This window comes from Agromyces sp. NPDC056389 (genome assembly GCF_042262385.1).
GTDB lineage: Bacteria > Actinomycetota > Actinomycetes > Actinomycetales > Microbacteriaceae > Agromyces.
The window spans coordinates 213,221-231,680 of record NZ_JBHJPN010000003.1 but is presented as its reverse complement, the minus strand read 5'-3'; the positions used below and the strand labels follow the sequence as shown (position 1 = coordinate 231,680).

Below are 18,460 nucleotides of genomic sequence, written 5' to 3'. Positions count from 1 at the left end.
CCGCGCGGCGCGCCCCACCCCACGGTGTTCCCGCCGTTGTGCGGGCGAAGGCTGCCACGTGGCGCGGGGGCGGGCTACGGGGGGGCGGGGCGGCGCGGGGGCCCCGCCCCCCCCCGACCAGATTAGGCGGTCATTCGCTCACCCTTACGGGATCACGCGCTCCTGCCAGATCTGCGGGTAGCCCGGCAGGTCCTCGCCGCCGAACTTGGCGTAGTGGCCGTCGGGCATGCCGTCGTTCGCCTCGAGGTACTGGTCGACCTCTTCAGCGGTGATCGGCGACTGCGGCAGCACCCACTCCTTCGGGATCTCCTCGCCCGCGAAGATCTTCTGCGCGGCGAGCAGCGGCGTGCGCCACTGGAAGTTGGAGTACACCGGTGCAAGACCCGTGAGCCCCGTCTCCTTCCACTTGCGCAGGAAGCTCATCTCGTCTTCGCCCGTCATCACGGGGTAGTCGACGCCGGCGTCCTCGAACGCCTCGATGGCGGCGACGGCGCCGTCACCGGCGTCCATCCAGATGCCGTCGACATCGCCCTTTGCGAGCTCGTCGGAGATGATCTTCTTGATCTCGGCGGGGTCGGCTCCCGTGAAGTAGTCGACCGCCTCGATGTCGTTCTCCGAGAAGAGCTTCTCGGCCGCGGCCCAGCGCTGTTCGAGCACGTCGACGCCCGGGAGGATCCGGAGCGCCACGACCTTCGATCCCGGTTCGAGCTCCTCGATCAGGAACTCGGCCGTGTCGATGCCCCACGCGAATCCGCCGATGGGGTGGATGAACGTGACGGGGCAGTCGGTCTGCACGCCGCGGTCGAAGACCACGACGGGCTTCCCGGTGTCGCACGCACGCTCGACGGCCGGGGTCATGGCCGCCGTGGAGTTCGGCGAGATGATGAAGATGTCGCAGTTGCCTTCGTTGATGAAGTAGTCGATGTCGGCGATCTGCGTGTCATCGGAGTCCTGCGCGTCGCGGGTCTCCATCTCGCTGATCACGCCGGCCTCCTGCAGCACCTGCAACTGCTGGTTCATCGTGATCCAGCCCGTCTGGCGCCACGGGTTCGAGATCGAGGCGTTCGCGAAGCACGCCTTCTTCGCCCCGGTGCCCGCGTACGCCGACGTGTCGGTCATCTCGGCGTTGATGTACTGCAGCCACGGCTGCCCCTCTGGCCCTTCGGGCACGACGGACCGCTCGGCGTACTGCTTGTCGTAGAGCTCCTGGTCGAACCACTCGACCGCTTCCTCCGTGGCTCCGGCGTCATCCGACGGCGCGGCCACGTTGGGATCGGTGGTACATCCGGCCAGTGCGATCAGCGCGAGAGCGCCGACCATGGCGGATGCCACTGCATACCTGCGTCGCATCACGAACCTCCCTTGGTTTCGTTGTCAGCCCTCTGCGTCGAGGGAATGGGTGCAGGGCGAGCGGATGCCGCGGCATCCTGCTCCTCCGCCGGTGCCGGCGAAGTCTGGGTCGCCGAGGTCGGCGAGTTCTGGGTCGCCGGACTCGGCGAGTCGGGCTCCGGTGCGACCGGTGCCTCGAGGGCGCGGCCCTTGCGGCGGGCGCGCACGGTGGTCGCGGCGTACGCGACGGCGATGATGATGATCGCGCCCTGCACCGCGTCGCGGTAGGTCGACGGCACCCCGGCGAAGTTCAGCAGCGTGAAGAGCGCCTCGAGGGCGAAGGCGCCCGCCGCCGCCGCGACGACCCAGCCGCGACCGCCGCCGAGCACGACGCCGCCGAGCACGACCGCCGTGATCGCGGTGAACTCGTAGCCGCGACCGACGCTCGGGTGCACGCCGGCGTATCCGACGAGGAGCACGCCCGCGACGGTCGCCGAGAGGGAGGAGATCACGAAGGTCGACGTCTTGACCCACCAGTTGCGTGCGCCGGAGTACCGCGCGGTCGTCGGGTTGTCGCCGAGGGCGATGATCGTACGGCCGAACGGGCGACGGGCGAACCAGACCGCGATGAGGAGCACGACCACCAGCACCACGACCGACCACGGCAGGATCTCGATGACGGGCAGGCCCCTGATGCCGCCGCGGCCGATCTCGCGGAAGCCGTCGGCGGGGTTGCCGGTGGCGGCGCCGCCGGTCCAGTAGAGGGTCGCGCCGAGCAGGGCCAGCATCATGCCGAGGGTGGCGATGAAGCTCGGCACCTTGAGCAGGGTGACGATGAGGCCGTTGACGAGCCCGATGAACGCACCGAACGCGAGCATGAAGACGAGCACGGGCAGCGACTTCGCTTCGTCCTGGCCGATGAGGTTGCCGGCGATCACGACCTGCGCGGTGACGACGGAGCCCATCGACAGGTCGAACTCGCCGCCGACGATCACGAAGTACTGGCCGATCGCGACGATCGCGACGGGCGCGACGCGCTGCACGAAGCGGATGAACTGCGACGGTTCGGCGAACGACGGGTTCAGCACGGTGATCGCGACGAGGAGCACGATGAGGAGCAGGAAGACGGCGCCCCGGGGGCTCACGAGCGTGCGGGCGAAGCCGGCGAGCCGCTGGCCCGCCGTGGGCTGCGCAGTGGTCACGGCGCTCATGCGGATGCCTCCTTCTCGTGCTCGACGGCGGGCGGCGGCGCACTCCGGTCCGCCGGCCTTTCGGGCGCTGCGGCCCCGGTGCCGAAGCGCGGCCTCCTGCGATCGAGCGAGCGACTCGTGTAGACGGCGACCGCCGCGACGATGACGACCCCGCGAACGACGTCCTTCAGGAACGGGTTCACCTGCATGACGCTCATGACGTTGTCGACGACCGCGAAGATCGCGACGCCGCCGATGGTGCCCCAGATCGAGCCCCGGCCACCCATGAGCAGGGTGCCGCCGAGCACGACCGCGGCGATCGAGAGCAGGTCGTACCCGCCCTGGATGCCGACCGTGGGGCTGCCGACGCCGAGCCGGCTCGCGAGCAGGAGTCCGGCGAGCGCTGCGGTGATCGAGCACAGCACGTGGGCGACGATGACGGGGCGCGCCGTGCGGATGCCCGAGAGACGCGCGACCTGCTCGTTGCCGCCGACGGCGAACATGTGGTTGCCGGTGCGGGTGCGGGCGAGGAAGAACGCCCCGGCGAGGGCGACGACGAGCATGATGAGCGTCGACACCGGCACCGGCCCGACGCCGGTCGCCCCGATCAGCTGGAACTCCCACGGCACCTGGCCGCTCGTGCCCTTGTAGTTCGTGTCGAGGTAGCCCTTGATGATCAGCCCGGTGCCGAGGGTCGCGATGAAGCCGTTGACCTTGAGCTTCGTGACGATCAGGCCGTTGGCGAGGCCGATGAGGGCCGCGACGACGAGCACCGCGAGCACCGCGATCGGGATGTTCACGGGGTTGCCCGCCATCAGGTCGGCGGCGATGAGGCTCGAGAGGCTGATGACGTAGGGCACCGAGAGGTCGAGCGATGCGCACAGGATCACGAGCGTCTGGCCGATGGCGACGAAGCCGAGCACGCTCATGCCGGTGAGGATGTCGCGGATGTTGCCGGCGCTGAAGAAGTTGCGCCCGACGCTCGCGACGAGGATCGCGCCGATGATGATGACGCCCACGAGCGCGATGCCGACGATCAGGCTCGCGTCGAGGCGGCGACGGCGCCCGCGGCGAGCGGATGTCGCGGTCGCGGCGCTCATCGTCCGGCCTCCTCTTCGGGGAGGTCTGCGGTTCCGACGACCCTCGAGCCGCCGACCTTGAGCGTGCCGGTCGCTGCGGAGAGGATCGTGGCCTCGTCGCTGCGCGCCGGCAGCTCGGCCGACGCGCGACCGTCGTGCATGACGACGATGCGGTCCGACATGCCGATGACCTCCGGCAGTTCCGAGGAGATCATGAGGATGGCGACCCCTTCCTTCGCGAGCCGTCGCATGAGCGTGTAGACGGCGACCTTCGCGCCGACGTCGATGCCCCGCGTCGGCTCGTCGAGCAGCACGACGCGCGGCTTCGTGGCGAGCCATTTCGCGAGCACGACCTTCTGCTGGTTGCCGCCCGAGAGGTACTGCACCTCCTGGTCGACGCCGCGGGAGGACACCTCGAGCGAGGAGAGCACGCCCGGCAGCTCCCGGCGCGCCTCCTTCGTGCGACGCGCGAACACCGAGCGGATGACGAGCAGCGCGTTGTCGCCGACCGACTGGTTCAAGGCGAGGCCCTGGGCCTTGCGGTCCTCGGTGATGAGGGCGACGCCCGCCTTCACAGCCTGCCGCGCCGAGGTCATTCGAACGGGCCGGCCGTCGAGTCGGAGCTCGCCACGGGTGAACGGGTCGATGCCGAAGAGCGCCTCGACGAGCTCGGTGCGGCCAGAGCCCTGCAGGCCCGCGACCCCGACGATCTCGCCCGCCCGCAGTTCGAGGTCGACGCCGTCGACGTAGGCATTGCCCGCGCCGCGGAGCTCGAGTCGCGGCTCCCCCACGACCGTGCCCTCCTCTGCAGCCGGGAAGTAGGCCGAGATCGGGCGGCCGACCATGCGGCGCACGAGTTCGTCGGTGTCGAGCTCGGCGGCCGGTCCGCTCGAGACGAGCGCGCCGTCCTTCAGCACGGTGATCGTGTCGCAGAGGTCGAAGATCTCCTTCAGCCGGTGCGAGACGTAGACGATCGCGACACCGCGCTCGGAGAGCCGGCGCACGATCGTGTAGAGCAGTTCGACCTCGTGGTCCGCCAGGGCGGCCGTCGGCTCGTCCATCTGGATCACGCGGGCGTCGACCGAGAGCGCCTTCACGATCTCGACGATCTGCTGCTCGGCGACGGTGAGCGTGCGCACCGGGGCATCCGCCTCGATCGTGTCGATGCCGAGGTCGGCGAGCAGCGCGCGCGTCTCGGCGAGCATCGCCTTCCGGTCGACGAGACCGCGGCGCTTCGGCTCGCGGCCGAGGAACACGTTCTGCGCGACCGTGCGCTCGGGCAGGAGGTTGAACTCCTGGAAGACGGTGGCGAGCCCCGCCCGCGCGGCCTCGACGGGGTGGTTGAACGCCACCTCGGAGCCGCCGAGCGTGATGCTGCCGGCGTCGCGCTCGTACACGCCCGCGAGGATCTTCATGAACGTCGACTTGCCTGCGCCGTTCTCGCCGACGAGGCCGTGCACCTCCCCGGGGTGGAGCGTGAGCCCGACCCCGCGCAGCACGGTGACGCCGAAGAACGACTTCTCGAGCCCGGTGGCCACGAGCACCGGCTCGCCCTCGAGTACTGCGCTGCGGCCGGCTCGTGCCTGCGGCTGATCCGCGGTCATGCCGCCACCTCCACCCAATTGCCGCTCGCGGCGCTCGCGAGCACGGCCTCGGTCACGCGCACCGCGCGCAGCCCGTCGTCGAATCGAGGCAGCCCCTCGGGAGCCGCGCCGCCGATCGCCGCGTAGGCGTCGGCGACGAAGGCGTTGAAGGCGTCCTGATAGCCCATCGGATGCCCCGCGGGCACGAGCGACAGCCGTGCCGCGTCGCCGTCGAGCCGCGCCGGGTCGCGTTCGATGATGCTGGAGGCGTCGGTGCGGCCGAGCCACAGGGTGTCGGGGCGCTCCTGCTCGAAGCGCACGCTCGCCTCCGTACCGGCGAGTTCGATCGAGAGGGCGTTCTTCCGCCCGGGGGCGACCTGCGACACGAGCAGGGTTCCGACGGCCCCCGATGCCAGCTCGACGACGACGGCGACGAGGTCTTCGGTCGCGATGTCGTCGTGCCTGGCACGCGCGTCGTAGACCGTGCGCGTCGTGGCGTTCAGCCGGACGATGCGCTCGCCCGAGACGAACTCGAGCAGGTCGACGAGGTGCGAGCCGATGTCGGCGAATGCCCGCGACGGGCCGCCGAGCGCTGTGTCGACGCGCCAGTCGTCGTCGTGCGGAGCGGCGAGCCAGTCCTGCAGGTACGCACCCTGCACGCTGAGCAGGCGCCCCGTCTCACCGCGGGCGACGCGGGCTCGCGCCTCGCGCGCCATCGGGTGGAACCGGTAGACGAAGGGCACCGCTGCCACGAGACCGCGCTCGTCGGCGAGCGCCGCGAGCGCCGCGGCGTCGGCCGCCGAGGTCGCGAGGGGCTTCTCGCAGATCACGTGCTTGCCCGCCTCGAGCGCCGCGTGCGCGATCGCCGCGTGCGTCGTGTTCGGCGTGCACACGTGCACGACGTCGATGTCGGGATCGGCGAGCAGTTCGTCGAGCGAATCGAAGGCCGTGGCGAAGCCGAGGCGCTGCGCCGCGTCACGAGCTCGCACGGCGGAGGAGGAAGCACCGCCCATGAGCTCGGCCCTGGCCGCGCGAGCGGCCCGGGAATGCACAGTGGCCATGAATCCGCCGCCGACGAAGCCGGCACGTATCGTGCGGGCTGGGGCGATGACGTCCGTTGTCATGGTCGCCATGCTGACACACTCCCTGCACCTTTTGCTAGTCCTTCGTCAAAAGTTGCCGGAGTCGTTACATCTTCGAGATTCAGCGACAAGAGAAGGTGGTGTGCTTTACTCAGTGCATGGTCGACATCAGCCGAGGCTCGGCACTCGGCGCCTCGGGGGCGAGCGAACTCTTCCAGTTGCTCCGCGACGGCGCTCCGCGCACGCGCGCCTCGCTCGCCGCGAGCACCGGACTCGCGCGCTCGACCATCGCCGCCCGCGTCGACGAGCTCATGGAGCTCGGCCTCGTCTCCCCGGTGGCCGACGCCGCCTCGACCGGCGGCAGGCCGCCGTCGCAGTTCGCACTGAACCCCGCCGCGAGGATCGTGCTCGCCGCCGACCTCGGCGCCTCGCACGCGACCGTCGCCGTCACCGACCTCACCGGCACCGTGCTCGCCGAGCAGGGCGAGCACCTCGACATCGCGCAGGGCCCAGAGGCCGTGCTCGGCCGCATGGTCGAGATGGGCCTCGCCCTCATCGACGGCCTCGGCCGAGATCGCCGTGACCTCGCGGCGATCGGCATCGGCGTGCCCGGCCCGGTCGAGCACTCCTCGGGGCGCCCGGTCAATCCGCCGATCATGCCCGGATGGGACCGATTCGACGTGCCGGGCTGGGTGCAGCAGCATCTCGAGGTGCCCGTGCTCGTCGACAACGACGTCAACATCATGGCGCTCGGCGAGCGCGCGCTCGCGTGGCCGCAGGTCGAGCACCTCATGTTCGTGAAGGTCGCGACGGGCATCGGCTCGGGCATCATCTCCGGCGGGCTCCTGCAGCGCGGGGCCCAGGGCATCGCCGGCGACATCGGCCACGTGCGGGTCGCGCGCGGCAGCGACGTGCCCTGCCATTGCGGCAACCGCGGATGCCTCGAGGCCCTCGCCTCGGGCCCGGCGATCGCCCGTGCACTGCGCGAGCAGGGCATCGAGGCGAACACGAGCAACGATGTCGTCGAACTCGTCAAGCGCGGGGACATCGATGCGATCCAGGCCGTCCGACAGGCCGGCCGCGACATCGGCGAGGTGCTGACCGCCTGCGTGAGCCTCGTCAACCCGTCGGTCGTCGCGATCGGCGGCTCGATGGCGAGGGCCGGTGAGCACCTCATCGCCGGGGTTCGCGAGGTCGTGTACACCCGCTCGATGCCGCTCGCGACCGAGCACCTCGCGATCGTGCAGTCGGCCGCCGCCGAGAACGCCGCGGTGCTCGGAGCGAGCATGCTCGCGATCCACCACGTGCTCTCGCCCGAGGGCATCGACGCGCTCGCGGCGCGCTGACCGACCGCGCACACGCGCGCCCGCCTCGGCCCGCTGACAGGCCGGAGGGGTACGCTCGAGGGGTGCCCGACACCCCCTTCGCCCTCTTCGATCTCGAGGGTGCGGCGACGGCCGTCGCGGTCGACGAGCGCCCGCGGCATCCGTCGTTCGCCCGCTTCGATCTCGAGGGTGCGGCGACGGCCGTCGCGGTCGACGAGCGCCCGCGGCATCCGTGCCATTCGCGTGTCGTCGCCGATTCGAGCGACCGGGTCGCCTGGCTCAGGGCCCGCTCCCGCGGCATCACCGCGACGGATGCCGCGAAGCTCGCCTCCTTCGCCTCGGTGCGCTCCGCGGCATGGGAGAAGCGCAACGGCAGCTCGTTCGGCGGCAGCCGCTACACCGATCACGGCAAGGAGCGCGAGCCCGTCATCGCCGAGTGGGCGCGCCGCACGCACGACATCGAGCCGTCGAGCCTGCTCTTCCACGCCGAGCACGAGCGACGCCACCTCGCCACGCCCGACGGCCTGCGGGTGACGTCCACCGGCGTGCTCGAACTCTGCGAGATCAAGACGACCTCTCGCGCCTGGCGCGGCATCCCCCGCGGCTACCTCCGCCAGGTGTGGTGGCAGCAGTACGTGCTCGGCGCCGAGCGCACGCTCGTGGTGTGGGAGCAGCACGACGATTTCGTTCCCATTCGCGACGAGCCCGAGTACCGTTGGGTCGATCGCGACGACGACCAGATCGCGATCCTCGTGAGGCTGGCCGACGAGCTCATCGCCGAGCTCGGCGGACGACGCACGTGATGCCAGAGCCCCGTCGCACGATGCACCATCAGCACGACCGCGCACAGCCCCCGCGTTCCCCACTGCCGGGAGGTTCCCCCAGATGACGACCGTTCTCCTGCACGGCCTCGGCGCCGACCGACGCCAGCCGCTCGACCTGTTCACGCCCGCGGTGCACGCCGCGGTCGGCATCGACGAGCTCATCGTCGCGCCCGACATCCGCGCACACGGCGGGTTCCTCAGCGTCGGCGACCCGGCCGACTTCGGCTTCGACCGGCTCGCGGTGGAGGTCGCCGCAGCGGTGCGGGAGGCGATCGACGATGCGGGCGGGCCGTCGCCCGAGGCATCCGCTCCGCTCACGATCGTTGGCATCTCGCTCGGCGCCGCGCTCGCACTCCGCATCGCGCTCGACGACCTCCTGCCCATCGAACGCGCGGTGTTCGTGCGGCCGTCGTTCAGCGACCGGTCGCTCCCCGACAACCTGCGCGTCTTCCCGGTCATCGGCCAGATCCTCGCCGACGCCGGCCCTGCGGGCGCCGACGAGTTCCGCGAGCGGGCGATCTTCCAGCACGTCGTGGCCGCGTCGCCCGCTGCCGGCCGCGGCCTGCTGACGCAGTTCATGGCCCCCGACGCCGCGCGCCGGGCGATGCGGCTCGTCGAGATCCCGCGCAACCGCGCGTTCCGCGACGACGCCGAGCTCGCTGAGCTCGAGCCCCGCGGCATCCGCTCGCTCGTCATCGGGGCGCCGCGCGACCCCGTGCATCCGTACGCCCTCGCCGAGCGGTGGGCCGCCGGCCTCAAGGCGCCCCTCGTCGAGCTGCCCGCGCGTGACGACGGGCTGCCGGTGCAGACGGCGCTGCTGCGCGAGGGCACCGCGCGCTGGCTCCAGCACACGCGCGCCTGACCCGGCCCTCGGAGCTCAGCGCCGCGGCTGGAGTTGGCCCGCGAGCAGCCGGTCGAGGATGGACCCGGCAGGCACCGCGTCGGGGTCGTACTTGTAGCTGAGCTTCTGCACGAGTGCCGCGCCCAGGATGAGGGCGACCTCGTCGGCGTCGTACGGTCGCAGCATCGCGAGCTGGAGCAGGTGGCTCGGAACGGTGCTGCGCCTCGGCATCGCGCGAGCGATGCGCCGGGCTCCTGCGTCGAGCGAGACGATCGCCGTGAACAGCCGGTGGTACAGGAAGTAGTCGGGCAGTTCGTCGCGCTCGCGCCACCAGGCCTCGAGTGCGGCGCGCTGCAGGGCGATGAGCCGGTTGCCCGGCCGCGCGACGATGAACCAGTTCGAGATCTCGTTGGCCGCCCAGCGGAGGTAGAACGAACCGGCATCGAGCAGCGGCTCGACCTTCGGCGTCAGCGGCTCGGGCACGAACGCCGTCGCATCGACCCAGATGCCGCCGTGCCGTTCGAGCAGCGACACGCGGATGAGGTCGGAGCGCTGCGCCGGTCGGTGCGCCAGCCGCTCCTCGATGACCGCGGGAAGCCGCACGAACTCGGAGACGGTCTCTGCGTCGAGCACGCGCGCCTCGGGGTGCACGCGCCGCAACTGGGCGAGGCAGGCCCGCACGAGCGCCGGCGCGCTCGCCTCGGGGCCGTCCCAGTAGCTCCAGACCGGGAGCGGTTCGCCATCGAGCACCACGGTGCGGTCGAGTGCCGCGTCAGCCTGCGCCTGGAGGTCGGCGAGATGCGACTCGACGAACGCGCGCGCCTCGAACGCGGCGCGAGCGGATGCCGCCGGATCGATCGTCGGGGCGAAGTACTCCTGCGCGCGGCGCAACTGCACGCGGAGTCGACCGAGCGGATCGGTCGCGTCGCCGTTCGAGACGCCCGTCATCGCTCGCCCCGGCTCACGCCGGCGCGGCCTCCTCGGAGACGGCGCGGTACGGCCAGCCGGCTCGGCTGATGCCGAGGATGCCCGCGCCGACGAGCAGGATGAAGGAGGCGATCGCGATCACGTAGACCGTGACCCCGTCGTAGCCGACGCCCGGCTCGATGGCGGGGTCGAGGAACGGGTACGGGTACCAGCCGATGACCGCGCCGCGGATCATCGTGTAGACCACCCAGACGATCGGCACGATCGCGATGGTCCAGATGCGCTTCCACGCGATCGGTCGGCGACCGGGTGCGAGCACCCAATCGAGCACGACGTAGAGCGGAGCCCAGACGTGGAGGATCTCGTTCGACCACGGCAGGGTCGTCGCCTGGTCGAGCGAGATGTCGCGCAGCAGCAGGTTGTAGACGACGAACGTCGTCGCCATGTAGGTCACGACCGAGGCCCGGGTGAGGTTGTACCAGTCGGGATCGTCCGCTCCGCGGACGGCGTACCAGGCGCCGATCAGCAGCACGATCGCCGAGAGCGCATTCGAGAGGATCGTGAAGAAGCTCAGGAAGTTGATGACGAACAGGCCCGGATTCGGCAGCATCGACAGGCTCGTCGCGAACTGGGCGACGATCGCGGTGATGATGCCGGCGGCCGCCGCGATCCTGATGATGCCCCAGACGGTCCGCATGCGCTCTCCCCGTGGTGTGCTCGCCACCGGAGACTCGGCGGTCGGTGCGATCATAGCGAGGACGGGTACGGTGCGAAGTGCAATCTCGGGAGGGTGTGTCGATGCGGGCATTGGTGATCGATCAGACGGGCGGAGCCGATGAGCTCCACATCGCCGAAGTGCCCGACCCCATCCGCATCAGCGACGAGGTCGTCGTGCGGGTCGTCGCGGCCGGCGTGAACCCGATCGATGCGAAGACCCGGTCGGGGCGCGGAGTCTCCCGAGCAATCCCCTCGTACCCCGCGGTGCTCGGTGGCGACTTCGCCGGAGTCGTCGAGTCGGTGCCCTACTCGGCGCATCCGCTCCAGCCCGGCGACCGGGTCTACGGCATGGGGCGGGTGCCGAGACTCGGCGGCAGCTACGCCGAACTCATCTCGGTGAGCTCGATGAGCCTCACCCGCATGCCCGCGACGCTCTCGTTCGCCGAGGCGGCCGCGGTGCCGCTCGCCGCCCTCACCGCATGGGGTGCGGTCGTCGACACGGCACGGGTCCACGACGGGCAGCGCGTGCTGATCCATGCCGGAGCGGGCGGCGTCGGCCATTTCGCGGTGCAGTTCGCCGCGTATTTCGGCGCGGTCGTCACGACCACGTGCTCCGCGAGCAACGCCGACTTCCTGCGCGACCTCGGCGCCAGGCGCGTCATCGACTACACGGCCGAGCGGTTCGAGGAGGTCGCGACCGACCAGGACGTCGTCATCGACCTGATCGGCAACGTGACGGATGCCACGGGCACCCGCTCGCTCGATTCGCTCCGCCAGGGCGGGCTGATCGTGACCGTGCCCACGGGCGCCTGGCCGACCATGGCCGAGGAGGCTGCGGCACGGGGCATCCGCTCGACCGGCTACACCGTCGCACCCGACGCCCGGACCCTCTCGGTGATCACGCGCCTGATCGACGACGGCGCCGTACGCGTGCACGTGGAGCGCGAGTTCCCGCTCGAGGACGGCGCGGCGGCGCACCGCCTGCTCGAGGCCGGGCACGTGCGCGGCAAGATCGTGCTGCGGGTCATCCCCGACCCGGCGTGACCCCTCAGCCCGCACGCGCGTCGAGGAGTGCGCTGCCGAGCTCGCTCCTGAGGTAGAGCACGCTGTGGCCGTACCTCGTCGACACGAGCAGCCCGGCATCACGGAGCACACGCAGATGCTGGTTGACGGCTGACGGCGTGACCCCGAAGCGCACGCCCAGCTCGGTCGACGAGGCGGGGTCGCCGAGCGCGGAGAGGAGGCTCGCCCGCGTCTCGCCGAGGATCGCGGCGACCGCGGCCGGGTTCGCGACGCGCTCGTTCTCCCAGAGCGCGCCCTGACCCCGCGCCGGGTACATGATCATCGGCGGCCCGTCTCCGACCGGCGCCGATCCGCGGCGCGTGAACATCGTCGGCACGAGGGTGAGCCCGAGTCCGTCGATCGGCTGCACCCGATCGGCCGGGTCGCGCAGCCGCACCGAGACGATGCCGCCCTCGTAGTCGACCGTCGACGAGATGCCGTTCAACATCGTCGAGAGGCCGCTCTGCGCGATCTGGCGGCCGCGATGCACGACGTCCGCCTCGAGCACGGCGCGCATTCGCGGCCAGTACGGCGCGAACGAGGCGTCCCAGAGCTCCTGCAGCGCGCGCACGATACGACGGACGGCGACCCGGGGCGACCCTTCGAACACGGCGGGCACGTGACCGTGCACCGCGACGAGGTCGCCGATGAACGTCTCGGCCGGGGTCGCGAGCAGTTGCTCGAACTCGTCGTCGAGCCGAGTGAGCGGCGACTCGGGGCGGGGGTTCAGGAAGTCGGGGGTCCAGAGCCGATCGTCGATGAGACCGTCGAGCGCCTCGACGTCCAGGTCGGCCCGAGCCGCCTCGGTCCGACGCAGCCACGGCAACTGCAGCGGAAACCGCGCCGGGTCGTCGATCGCTCGCAGCGACAGGCCGAGCTCGCACAGCGGGGAGATGCCGAACCGCACGGCCGCGACATCGCCTTCATTCAGCACGTATCGCAACATGTAGCGAAACGCTACATCAATTTCACGCGCCAGATCGATCTGGGAGAACTGTACGAGTGAGCCCTACCTCCCCCGCGACACCTGACACCGGAACCGTGCCGACGATCGGCCCCGAGCACCCGGGCAAGCCGTCGCTCATCGCCCGCATCGCGGCATCCGTCTCGGATCCCGTGCTGCGCATCCTCGTCGGCGCGACCATGATCTCGCGCGTCGGCCGTGGCATCTTCCTCACCGTGACGGTGCTCTACTTCACCTTCATCGTCGGTCTCGCGCCGCACGAGGTCGCGATCGTGCTCTCGGCTGCCAGCGCGGCGGGCGTGATCGCAGCCCTCGGCGGCGGCTGGCTCGCCGACCGGTACAGCTCCAAGCGCCTCATCATCCTCTTCACGACCATCGAGGGCGTCGCCCTCATCGCCTACGTCTTCGCGGGCGACTTCGTCACGGCGCTCGTGATCGCCGTCGTCTGCGGCCTGTTCGAGCAGGGTGCCAACTCGACCCGCTCGGCGATCATCGCCCGGGCCTTCACCGGCGAGAGCCGGGTGCACGCCCGCGCCGTGCTCCGCGCCGTCACGAACGTCGCCATCGCCGTCGGCTCGGGATTCGGCGCCCTCGCCCTCGCGATCGGCACGGCCGAGGCCTACCGCGTGCTCATCGCGGGCGCCGGCGTGCTCTACCTGCTCGGCCTCATCCAGCTCGTGCGGCTGCCGTCGACGGTCGATGCTCCGGCGCGGAGGCGTGCGGCTCCCGTGACGACCGAGACCGGCTCCGTCGACGCCGAGGCGAGCGCCGAGGCGGCAGCTGCCGAGAAGCGGGCCTGGCGTCGGCACTCGCCGTGGCGCGACCCCCGCTACCTCGTGCTCACCGCGCTCAGCGCCGTGTTCGGCATGCAGTTCGGCGTCGCCGAGCTCGGCGTGCCGCTCTGGATCGCCCGGGAGACCACGGCGCCCGAAGCGGTCGTCGCGGCACTGCTCATCCTCAACACCGTGATCGTCGTGATCTTCCAGGTGCCGCTCTCGCGCGGCACCCACGACCTTCGCGTCGCGGCACGGGTGTCGGGCATCGCGGCCTGGCTCATGGCTGCCGCGTGCCTCGTGTACGCCTCGGCGGCGGGGCTCCCGATCGGCTTCGCCATCACCGTGCTCGTCGCCGCCGCGATCGTGCACGCCTTCGCCGAGGTGCTCTCGCAGGCCGGTGGCTGGGGCCTCAGCTTCGAGCTCGCCGACCCCGTGCAGGCCGGCAGCTACCAGGGCGTGTTCGGCATGGGCTACACGGTCGGCGCGCTCGCCGCCCCGCTCGTCGTCAACGCGACCGCGATCTCGCACGGCTTCTCGGGCTGGGTCGTGCTCGCCGCGATCTTCCTCGCCTCAGGGCTCGGCACCTGGTGGCTCGCACGCCGGGCGGCGCGCACGGCGGCCACCGCGGCAACGGGAGCGACCGCGGCGGCATAGCGCCGCATCGACCGATCGCGTCCGCGGGAAGCGCCGCCGGGCTACGGGGTCGGCACGACGAGCGGATGCTCCATGACCCAGTCGTCCTCGACCCGGCCGCCGACCACGAAGTGCTTGTCGCCGACCTTCGCGAACCCGTGGCGCTCGTAGAACGCGATCGCCCGGGAGTTCTCCTCGTTGACGCCGAGCCACGCCGTCGCCGCCCCGGCCGCGCGCGCCGCGTCGAGCGAGGCCAGCATGAGGGCGGCGCCGGTGCCCGTTCCGTGCGAGCCGGCGAGCACGTAGACCTTGCTGAACTCGATCGCCGGTCGGGCCGCGACCGCGCGCGCGGCGTCGGCGTCGGCCGGTTCGCCGCCGACGAGCATCGTGTAGCCGAGAAGGCGGTGCTCGTCGTCCGCGTCGACGGCACCGGCCGCCGCCACGGCTGCCGGCTCCGCCACGAGCAGGATCCGCTCGGGATCGGCGAGGTAGCCCTCGAAATGATCGACGCCGAAGTTCCGCGCGATGAAGTCGGCGATCGCCTCGGGCGTCGTGTGCGGCGGGCACGCGAGCGGGAACGTCGCGGCGGCGAGCGACGAGAGCGCTGCGGCATCCGTCATCGTCGCCGGTCGGATGCGAACGGTTGAGGTCGTCGACTGGGTCACGAGCACCGATTCTGGCAGACGGCGTGCGCGCGACGAAGGGGCCGCCCCGACCGAGGCACCTCCGGGATCACCGGATGCGGTCGTGGCGACCCCTTCGGGCCCTGTCTCAGAGGAAGTTCAGTACGACGCAGTCGCCCGTCGGGGCGGCACGACGTACTCCCCCTCAGAGGAAGCGCGCGTAGGCGCCGACGGTGAGGAAGGTCGGGAACTCCGGCTCGAGTGCGACGCTGCGGAACACCGAGATGGCGTCGTCGAAGCGGTCGCCCTCGAAGCGCGGCAACGCGGCGACGGCCTCCGCCATGAGCCGCACGATCGAGGTCTGGTCGATGCGCGTGCCCTCGGCCGTGATCGTGTTCTCGTTCAGCCACTGCCAGATCTGCGAGCGCGAGATCTCGGCCGTCGCCGCGTCCTCCATGAGGTTGTCGATCGCGGCGGCGCCGGTGCCGCGCAGCCACGACTCGATGTAGCGGATCGCGATCGAGATGTTGCCCCGCACGCCGTCCTCGGTGACCTCGCCGCAGATCGACGGGATGTCGAGCAGCTCGGCGGCCGTCACGTGCACGTCATCCCGGAGACGGTCGACCTGGTTGGGCCGGTCGCCGAGCACGGCGTCGAACTCCGCTCGCGCGGTGGGGATCAGATCGGGGTGCGCCACCCACGTGCCGTCGAATCCGTCGCCGGCCTCGCGGCGCTTGTCGGCCGTGACCGCGGCGAGCGCGCGCTCGGTCACCTCGGGGTCGCGACGGTTCGGGATGAACGCGCTCATGCCTCCGATGGCGTGCGCCCCGCGCTTGTGGCACGTGGCGACGAGGAGTTCGGTGTACGCCCGCATGAACGGCACCGTCATCGTGATCGCCTTGCGGTCGGGCATGACCCAGCGGCGACCGCGCGACCGGAACGTCTTCACGATCGAGAAGATGTAGTCCCACCGTCCGGCGTTCAGGCCGGCGCAGTGGTCGCGCAGTTCGTAGAGGATCTCGTCCATCTGGAACGCGGCCTGGATCGTCTCGATGAGCACCGTCGCGCGCACCGTGCCCTGCGGGATGCCGAGCCGGTTCTGCGCGAAGACGAAGATGTCGTTCCAGAGCTTCGCCTCGCGGTGCGACTCGAGCTTCGGCAGGTAGAAGTACGGCCCGCGGCCGGCTGCGATGAGCGCCTGCGCGTTGTGGAAGAAGTAGAGCCCGAAGTCGACGAGCGAACCCGAGGCGTGCATCGCGCGCCCCGCGCGGTCGTGGAACTTCAGGTGCTTCTCGACGAGGTGCCAGCCGCGCGGACGCATCACGATCGTCGGCGTCTGCTCGGCCGTGACGCGGTACTGCTTGCCTTCGGGGCTGGTGTACTCGAGGCGGTCGCGCAGCGCGTCGAAGAGGCTCAGCTGGCCCTCGATGACATTCGCCCAGGTGGGGCTCGTGGCGTCCTCCTGGTCGGCGAGCCACACCTTCGCACCCGAGTTCAGCGCGTTGATGGCCATCTTGCGGTCGGTCGGGCCGGTGATCTCGACGCGGCGGTCCTCGAGGCCGGGGCCGGCCCCGGCGACGCGCCAGTCGGCGTCGTTCCTGATCGACTCGGTCTCGGGCAGGAACTTCGGGTCGCGGCCGTTCGCCGCGTCGACCCGGGTCTGCAGGCGCACCGCGAGCAGTTCGTGCCGGGTACCGGCGAAACGGTCGTGCAGCTCCGCGAGGAAGGTGAGCGCGTCGGGCGTCAGGATCTCGTCGTACCGCTCTCCGAGCGGCGCCGTGACCTCGATGCGCGGTTCGACGGTCTGGAAGCTGCCGGTGGCCGGCTTCGATGCGGGACGGCGAGCGGATGCGGCATCCGTTCGCCCTCGTTCGAGCGTCATGCTGGGTGTGGTGTTCATGGTCGTTGCTCCTCTGAGTTCGTAGCCCGTGAACGGGTCAGTGGTTGAACTGTTCTTCCTCGGTCGATCCGACGAGGGCGAGGGTTGCGCTGTTGGGGTTCAGCGCGGTGGCGATCTGGTCGAAGTAGCCGGTGCCCACCTCGCGCTGGTGGCGCGTGGCGGTGTAGCCGGATGCCTCCGAGGCGAATTCCGCCTCCTGGAGCTCGACGTATGCCGACATGTGGCGCTCGCTGTAGTCCTTCGCGAGCGTGAACATGCCGTGGTTCAGGGAGTGGAAGCCCGCAAGGGTGATGAACTGGAACGCGTAGCCCATCGACGCGAGCTCGCGCTGGAACTTCGCGATCTGGTCGTCGTCGAGGTGGCGCTTCCAGTTGAAGCTCGGCGAGCAGTTGTACGAGAGGCGCTTGCCCGGGAACTTCGCGTGCACGGCCTCGGCGAAGCGGCGCGCCAGGTCGAGGTCGGGCTCGGCCGACTCGACCCAGAGCAGGTCGGCGTACTCGGCGTAGGCGAGGCCGCGCGCGATCACCGGCTCGATGCCGTTCTGCACCTCGTAGAAGCCCTCGGCGGTGCGCTCGCCCGTGACGAACTGCTTGTCGCGGTCGTCGTGGTCGCTCGTGAGCAGGGTCGCCGCGAGGGCGTCGGTGCGAGCGATGATGATCGACGGCACGCCGGCGACATCCGCTGCCAGGCGTGCGGCGTTGATCGTGCGGATGTGCTGCGACGTGGGCACGAGCACCTTGCCGCCCATGTGGCCGCACTTCTTCTCGCTCGCGAGCTGGTCCTCCCAGTGCACGCCGGCCGCACCGGCCTCGATCATCTGGTGCATGAGCTCGTAGGCGTTCAGCGGGCCGCCGAAGCCGGCCTCGGCGTCAGCGACGATGGGGGCCATCCAGTCGCGGTCGTCGGTGCCCTGTTCGATCTGGCCTGCTCGCAGCAGCGCGTTGTTGATGCGGCGCACGACGGCCGGCACCGAGTTCGCGGGGTAGAGCGACTGGTCTGGGTACGTCTGGCCGCTGAGGTTCGCGTCGGCCGCGACCTGCCAGCCGCTCAGGTAGATCGCCTTCAGACCCGCGCGCACCTGCTGCACGGCCTGGTTGCCGGTGAGCGCCCCGAGCGCGGCCGACCACTGCGGGTCCTCCTGCGGGGCGAACGCCGTTCCCGTGTTCTGCTGGATGTCCTGCCAGAGCTTCTCGGCGCCGCGCTTGGCGAGCGTGCGCTCCTCGCGGACGGGGCCGCGGAGGGCGATGACGTCTTCGGCGGTGTAATCGCGGCTGATGTCATCCCACCGCGGGTTCGCGTCCCACTCGAGCTGCAGCTCGGCTGCGGTCTGGGTCTGGTCGCCGGGGCGGTTGGTGCTCATGGTGTTGCTCCTTCGGTGCAGCGGGCGGATGCTTCGTGGTGCTCCGTTCGGCGTCTGCTTCGGCGCCGTCGGGGTGGCTGTGCATCCACTCTGCGCTCGCTCGGAGGGGTCCGCTCGACGATTCCGGGGGTGAACTTTCGAGGTTCTTCTGCGCCTCAGAAAGTTCGAGCGCTCACGTGCTCGCTCCCCTCGATCCCCACTCGCACTCCCTGCTCCCTGCCCCCTGCTCCCTCGAACCTCCCACT

Annotated in this window: 16 protein-coding genes; 5 read left to right on the top strand and 11 right to left on the bottom strand. The window is 70.8% G+C overall.

Annotated features, from left to right (window positions below; genetic code table 11):
- Positions 1-144 precede the first annotated feature (144 nt).
- The 5 genes from ACFCVM_RS17150 to ACFCVM_RS17130 are packed head-to-tail and all read right to left on the bottom strand — an operon-like array spanning position 145 to position 6,305.
- Positions 145-1,350 carry a substrate-binding domain-containing protein gene (locus tag ACFCVM_RS17150; RefSeq protein ID WP_375837929.1) on the bottom strand — a complete coding sequence of 402 codons (1,206 nt, stop codon included), beginning with the start codon at positions 1,348-1,350 and terminating at the stop codon, positions 145-147.
- Entirely contained in the window at positions 1,350-2,540 is a 1,191-nt protein-coding gene (locus tag ACFCVM_RS17145) for an ABC transporter permease (protein WP_375837928.1), read from the bottom strand. The genes ACFCVM_RS17150 and ACFCVM_RS17145 overlap by 1 nt, the downstream gene beginning before the upstream one ends.
- The gene (locus ACFCVM_RS17140) at positions 2,537-3,619 is read right to left on the bottom strand and encodes an ABC transporter permease (protein WP_375837926.1); all 1,083 of its coding nucleotides are present in this window, start codon (positions 3,617-3,619) and stop codon (positions 2,537-2,539) included. Before ACFCVM_RS17140 ends, ACFCVM_RS17145 begins: the two co-directional genes overlap by 4 nt.
- Positions 3,616-5,202 carry a sugar ABC transporter ATP-binding protein gene (locus ACFCVM_RS17135; protein WP_375837925.1) on the bottom strand — a complete coding sequence of 529 codons (1,587 nt, stop codon included), beginning with the start codon at positions 5,200-5,202 and terminating at the stop codon, positions 3,616-3,618. The genes ACFCVM_RS17140 and ACFCVM_RS17135 overlap by 4 nt, the downstream gene beginning before the upstream one ends.
- The gene (locus ACFCVM_RS17130) at positions 5,199-6,305 is read right to left on the bottom strand and encodes a Gfo/Idh/MocA family protein (protein ID WP_375837923.1); all 1,107 of its coding nucleotides are present in this window, start codon (positions 6,303-6,305) and stop codon (positions 5,199-5,201) included. The genes ACFCVM_RS17135 and ACFCVM_RS17130 overlap by 4 nt, the downstream gene beginning before the upstream one ends.
- Before the next feature lie 116 nt (positions 6,306-6,421).
- Between ACFCVM_RS17130 and ACFCVM_RS17125 the strand changes: the two genes are divergently transcribed.
- The 3 genes from ACFCVM_RS17125 to ACFCVM_RS17115 all read left to right on the top strand — a co-directional run bounded on the left by ACFCVM_RS17125 (position 6,422) and on the right by ACFCVM_RS17115 (position 9,274).
- A complete protein-coding gene (locus tag ACFCVM_RS17125; protein WP_375837921.1) occupies positions 6,422-7,609 on the top strand; it encodes an ROK family protein in 1,188 nt (395 codons plus the stop codon).
- 62 nt (positions 7,610-7,671) lie between these two features.
- Entirely contained in the window at positions 7,672-8,391 is a 720-nt protein-coding gene (locus ACFCVM_RS17120; protein ID WP_375837919.1) for a YqaJ viral recombinase family protein, read from the top strand.
- A gap of 82 nt (positions 8,392-8,473) precedes the next feature.
- Positions 8,474-9,274 carry an alpha/beta fold hydrolase gene (locus tag ACFCVM_RS17115; protein ID WP_375837917.1) on the top strand — a complete coding sequence of 267 codons (801 nt, stop codon included), beginning with the start codon at positions 8,474-8,476 and terminating at the stop codon, positions 9,272-9,274.
- Between the two features lie 15 nt (positions 9,275-9,289).
- Here ACFCVM_RS17115 and ACFCVM_RS17110 read toward each other — a convergent pair whose 3' ends face one another.
- Together ACFCVM_RS17110 and ACFCVM_RS17105 are read right to left on the bottom strand one after the other, a co-directional pair.
- The gene (locus ACFCVM_RS17110) at positions 9,290-10,201 is read right to left on the bottom strand and encodes a capsular polysaccharide synthesis protein (protein ID WP_375837916.1); all 912 of its coding nucleotides are present in this window, start codon (positions 10,199-10,201) and stop codon (positions 9,290-9,292) included.
- Between the two features lie 13 nt (positions 10,202-10,214).
- Positions 10,215-10,877 carry a Pr6Pr family membrane protein gene (locus ACFCVM_RS17105; protein WP_375837914.1) on the bottom strand — a complete coding sequence of 221 codons (663 nt, stop codon included), beginning with the start codon at positions 10,875-10,877 and terminating at the stop codon, positions 10,215-10,217.
- 101 nt (positions 10,878-10,978) lie between these two features.
- Between ACFCVM_RS17105 and ACFCVM_RS17100 the strand changes: the two genes are divergently transcribed.
- The gene (locus ACFCVM_RS17100; RefSeq protein WP_375837913.1) at positions 10,979-11,941 is read left to right on the top strand and encodes an NADP-dependent oxidoreductase; all 963 of its coding nucleotides are present in this window, start codon (positions 10,979-10,981) and stop codon (positions 11,939-11,941) included.
- 4 nt (positions 11,942-11,945) lie between these two features.
- Here ACFCVM_RS17100 and ACFCVM_RS17095 read toward each other — a convergent pair whose 3' ends face one another.
- Positions 11,946-12,893, bottom strand: coding sequence for a DUF5937 family protein (locus ACFCVM_RS17095; protein ID WP_375837911.1), 948 nt, complete (start codon positions 12,891-12,893; stop codon positions 11,946-11,948).
- Positions 12,894-12,961: 68 nt separating this feature from the next.
- Between ACFCVM_RS17095 and ACFCVM_RS17090 the strand changes: the two genes are divergently transcribed.
- Positions 12,962-14,353 (top strand): MFS transporter, encoded by a 1,392-nt coding sequence (locus tag ACFCVM_RS17090; RefSeq protein ID WP_375837909.1) that lies wholly within the window; start codon positions 12,962-12,964, stop codon positions 14,351-14,353.
- A 41-nt stretch (positions 14,354-14,394) separates the two neighbouring features.
- Here the strand turns inward: ACFCVM_RS17090 and ACFCVM_RS17085 are convergent, their stop codons facing one another.
- The 3 genes from ACFCVM_RS17085 to aceA all read right to left on the bottom strand — a co-directional run bounded on the left by ACFCVM_RS17085 (position 14,395) and on the right by aceA (position 18,215).
- Positions 14,395-14,997: a GNAT family N-acetyltransferase gene (locus tag ACFCVM_RS17085; RefSeq protein ID WP_375837907.1), complete on the bottom strand. Its 603-nt coding sequence runs from the start codon at positions 14,995-14,997 to the stop codon at positions 14,395-14,397.
- 163 nt (positions 14,998-15,160) lie between these two features.
- Positions 15,161-16,855, bottom strand: a complete 1,695-nt coding sequence (gene aceB, locus ACFCVM_RS17080) for a malate synthase A (protein WP_375837906.1) — start codon at positions 16,853-16,855, stop codon at positions 15,161-15,163.
- A 37-nt stretch (positions 16,856-16,892) separates the two neighbouring features.
- On the bottom strand, positions 16,893-18,215 hold the full coding sequence (aceA, locus tag ACFCVM_RS17075; RefSeq protein WP_375837905.1) for an isocitrate lyase: 1,323 nt from the start codon (positions 18,213-18,215) through the stop codon (positions 16,893-16,895).
- Positions 18,216-18,460 lie beyond the last annotated feature (245 nt).

What these genes read in the sequence shown, in the direction of transcription:
- ACFCVM_RS17100 (WP_375837913.1), top strand. Translation starts at nt 10,979, where the DNA reads ATGCGGGCATTGGTGATCGATCAGACGGGCGGAGCCGATGAGCTCCAC.
- ACFCVM_RS17110 (WP_375837916.1), bottom strand. Translation starts at nt 10,201, where the DNA reads ATGACGGGCGTCTCGAACGGCGACGCGACCGATCCGCTCGGTCGACTC.
- aceA (WP_375837905.1), bottom strand. Translation starts at nt 18,215, where the DNA reads ATGAGCACCAACCGCCCCGGCGACCAGACCCAGACCGCAGCCGAGCTG.
- ACFCVM_RS17130 (WP_375837923.1), bottom strand. Translation starts at nt 6,305, where the DNA reads ATGACAACGGACGTCATCGCCCCAGCCCGCACGATACGTGCCGGCTTC.
- ACFCVM_RS17140 (WP_375837926.1), bottom strand. Translation starts at nt 3,619, where the DNA reads ATGAGCGCCGCGACCGCGACATCCGCTCGCCGCGGGCGCCGTCGCCGC.
- ACFCVM_RS17135 (WP_375837925.1), bottom strand. Translation starts at nt 5,202, where the DNA reads ATGACCGCGGATCAGCCGCAGGCACGAGCCGGCCGCAGCGCAGTACTC.
- ACFCVM_RS17115 (WP_375837917.1), top strand. Translation starts at nt 8,474, where the DNA reads ATGACGACCGTTCTCCTGCACGGCCTCGGCGCCGACCGACGCCAGCCG.
- aceB (WP_375837906.1), bottom strand. Translation starts at nt 16,855, where the DNA reads ATGAACACCACACCCAGCATGACGCTCGAACGAGGGCGAACGGATGCC.
- ACFCVM_RS17125 (WP_375837921.1), top strand. Translation starts at nt 6,422, where the DNA reads ATGGTCGACATCAGCCGAGGCTCGGCACTCGGCGCCTCGGGGGCGAGC.
- ACFCVM_RS17105 (WP_375837914.1), bottom strand. Translation starts at nt 10,877, where the DNA reads ATGCGGACCGTCTGGGGCATCATCAGGATCGCGGCGGCCGCCGGCATC.
- ACFCVM_RS17150 (WP_375837929.1), bottom strand. Translation starts at nt 1,350, where the DNA reads ATGCGACGCAGGTATGCAGTGGCATCCGCCATGGTCGGCGCTCTCGCG.
- ACFCVM_RS17145 (WP_375837928.1), bottom strand. Translation starts at nt 2,540, where the DNA reads ATGAGCGCCGTGACCACTGCGCAGCCCACGGCGGGCCAGCGGCTCGCC.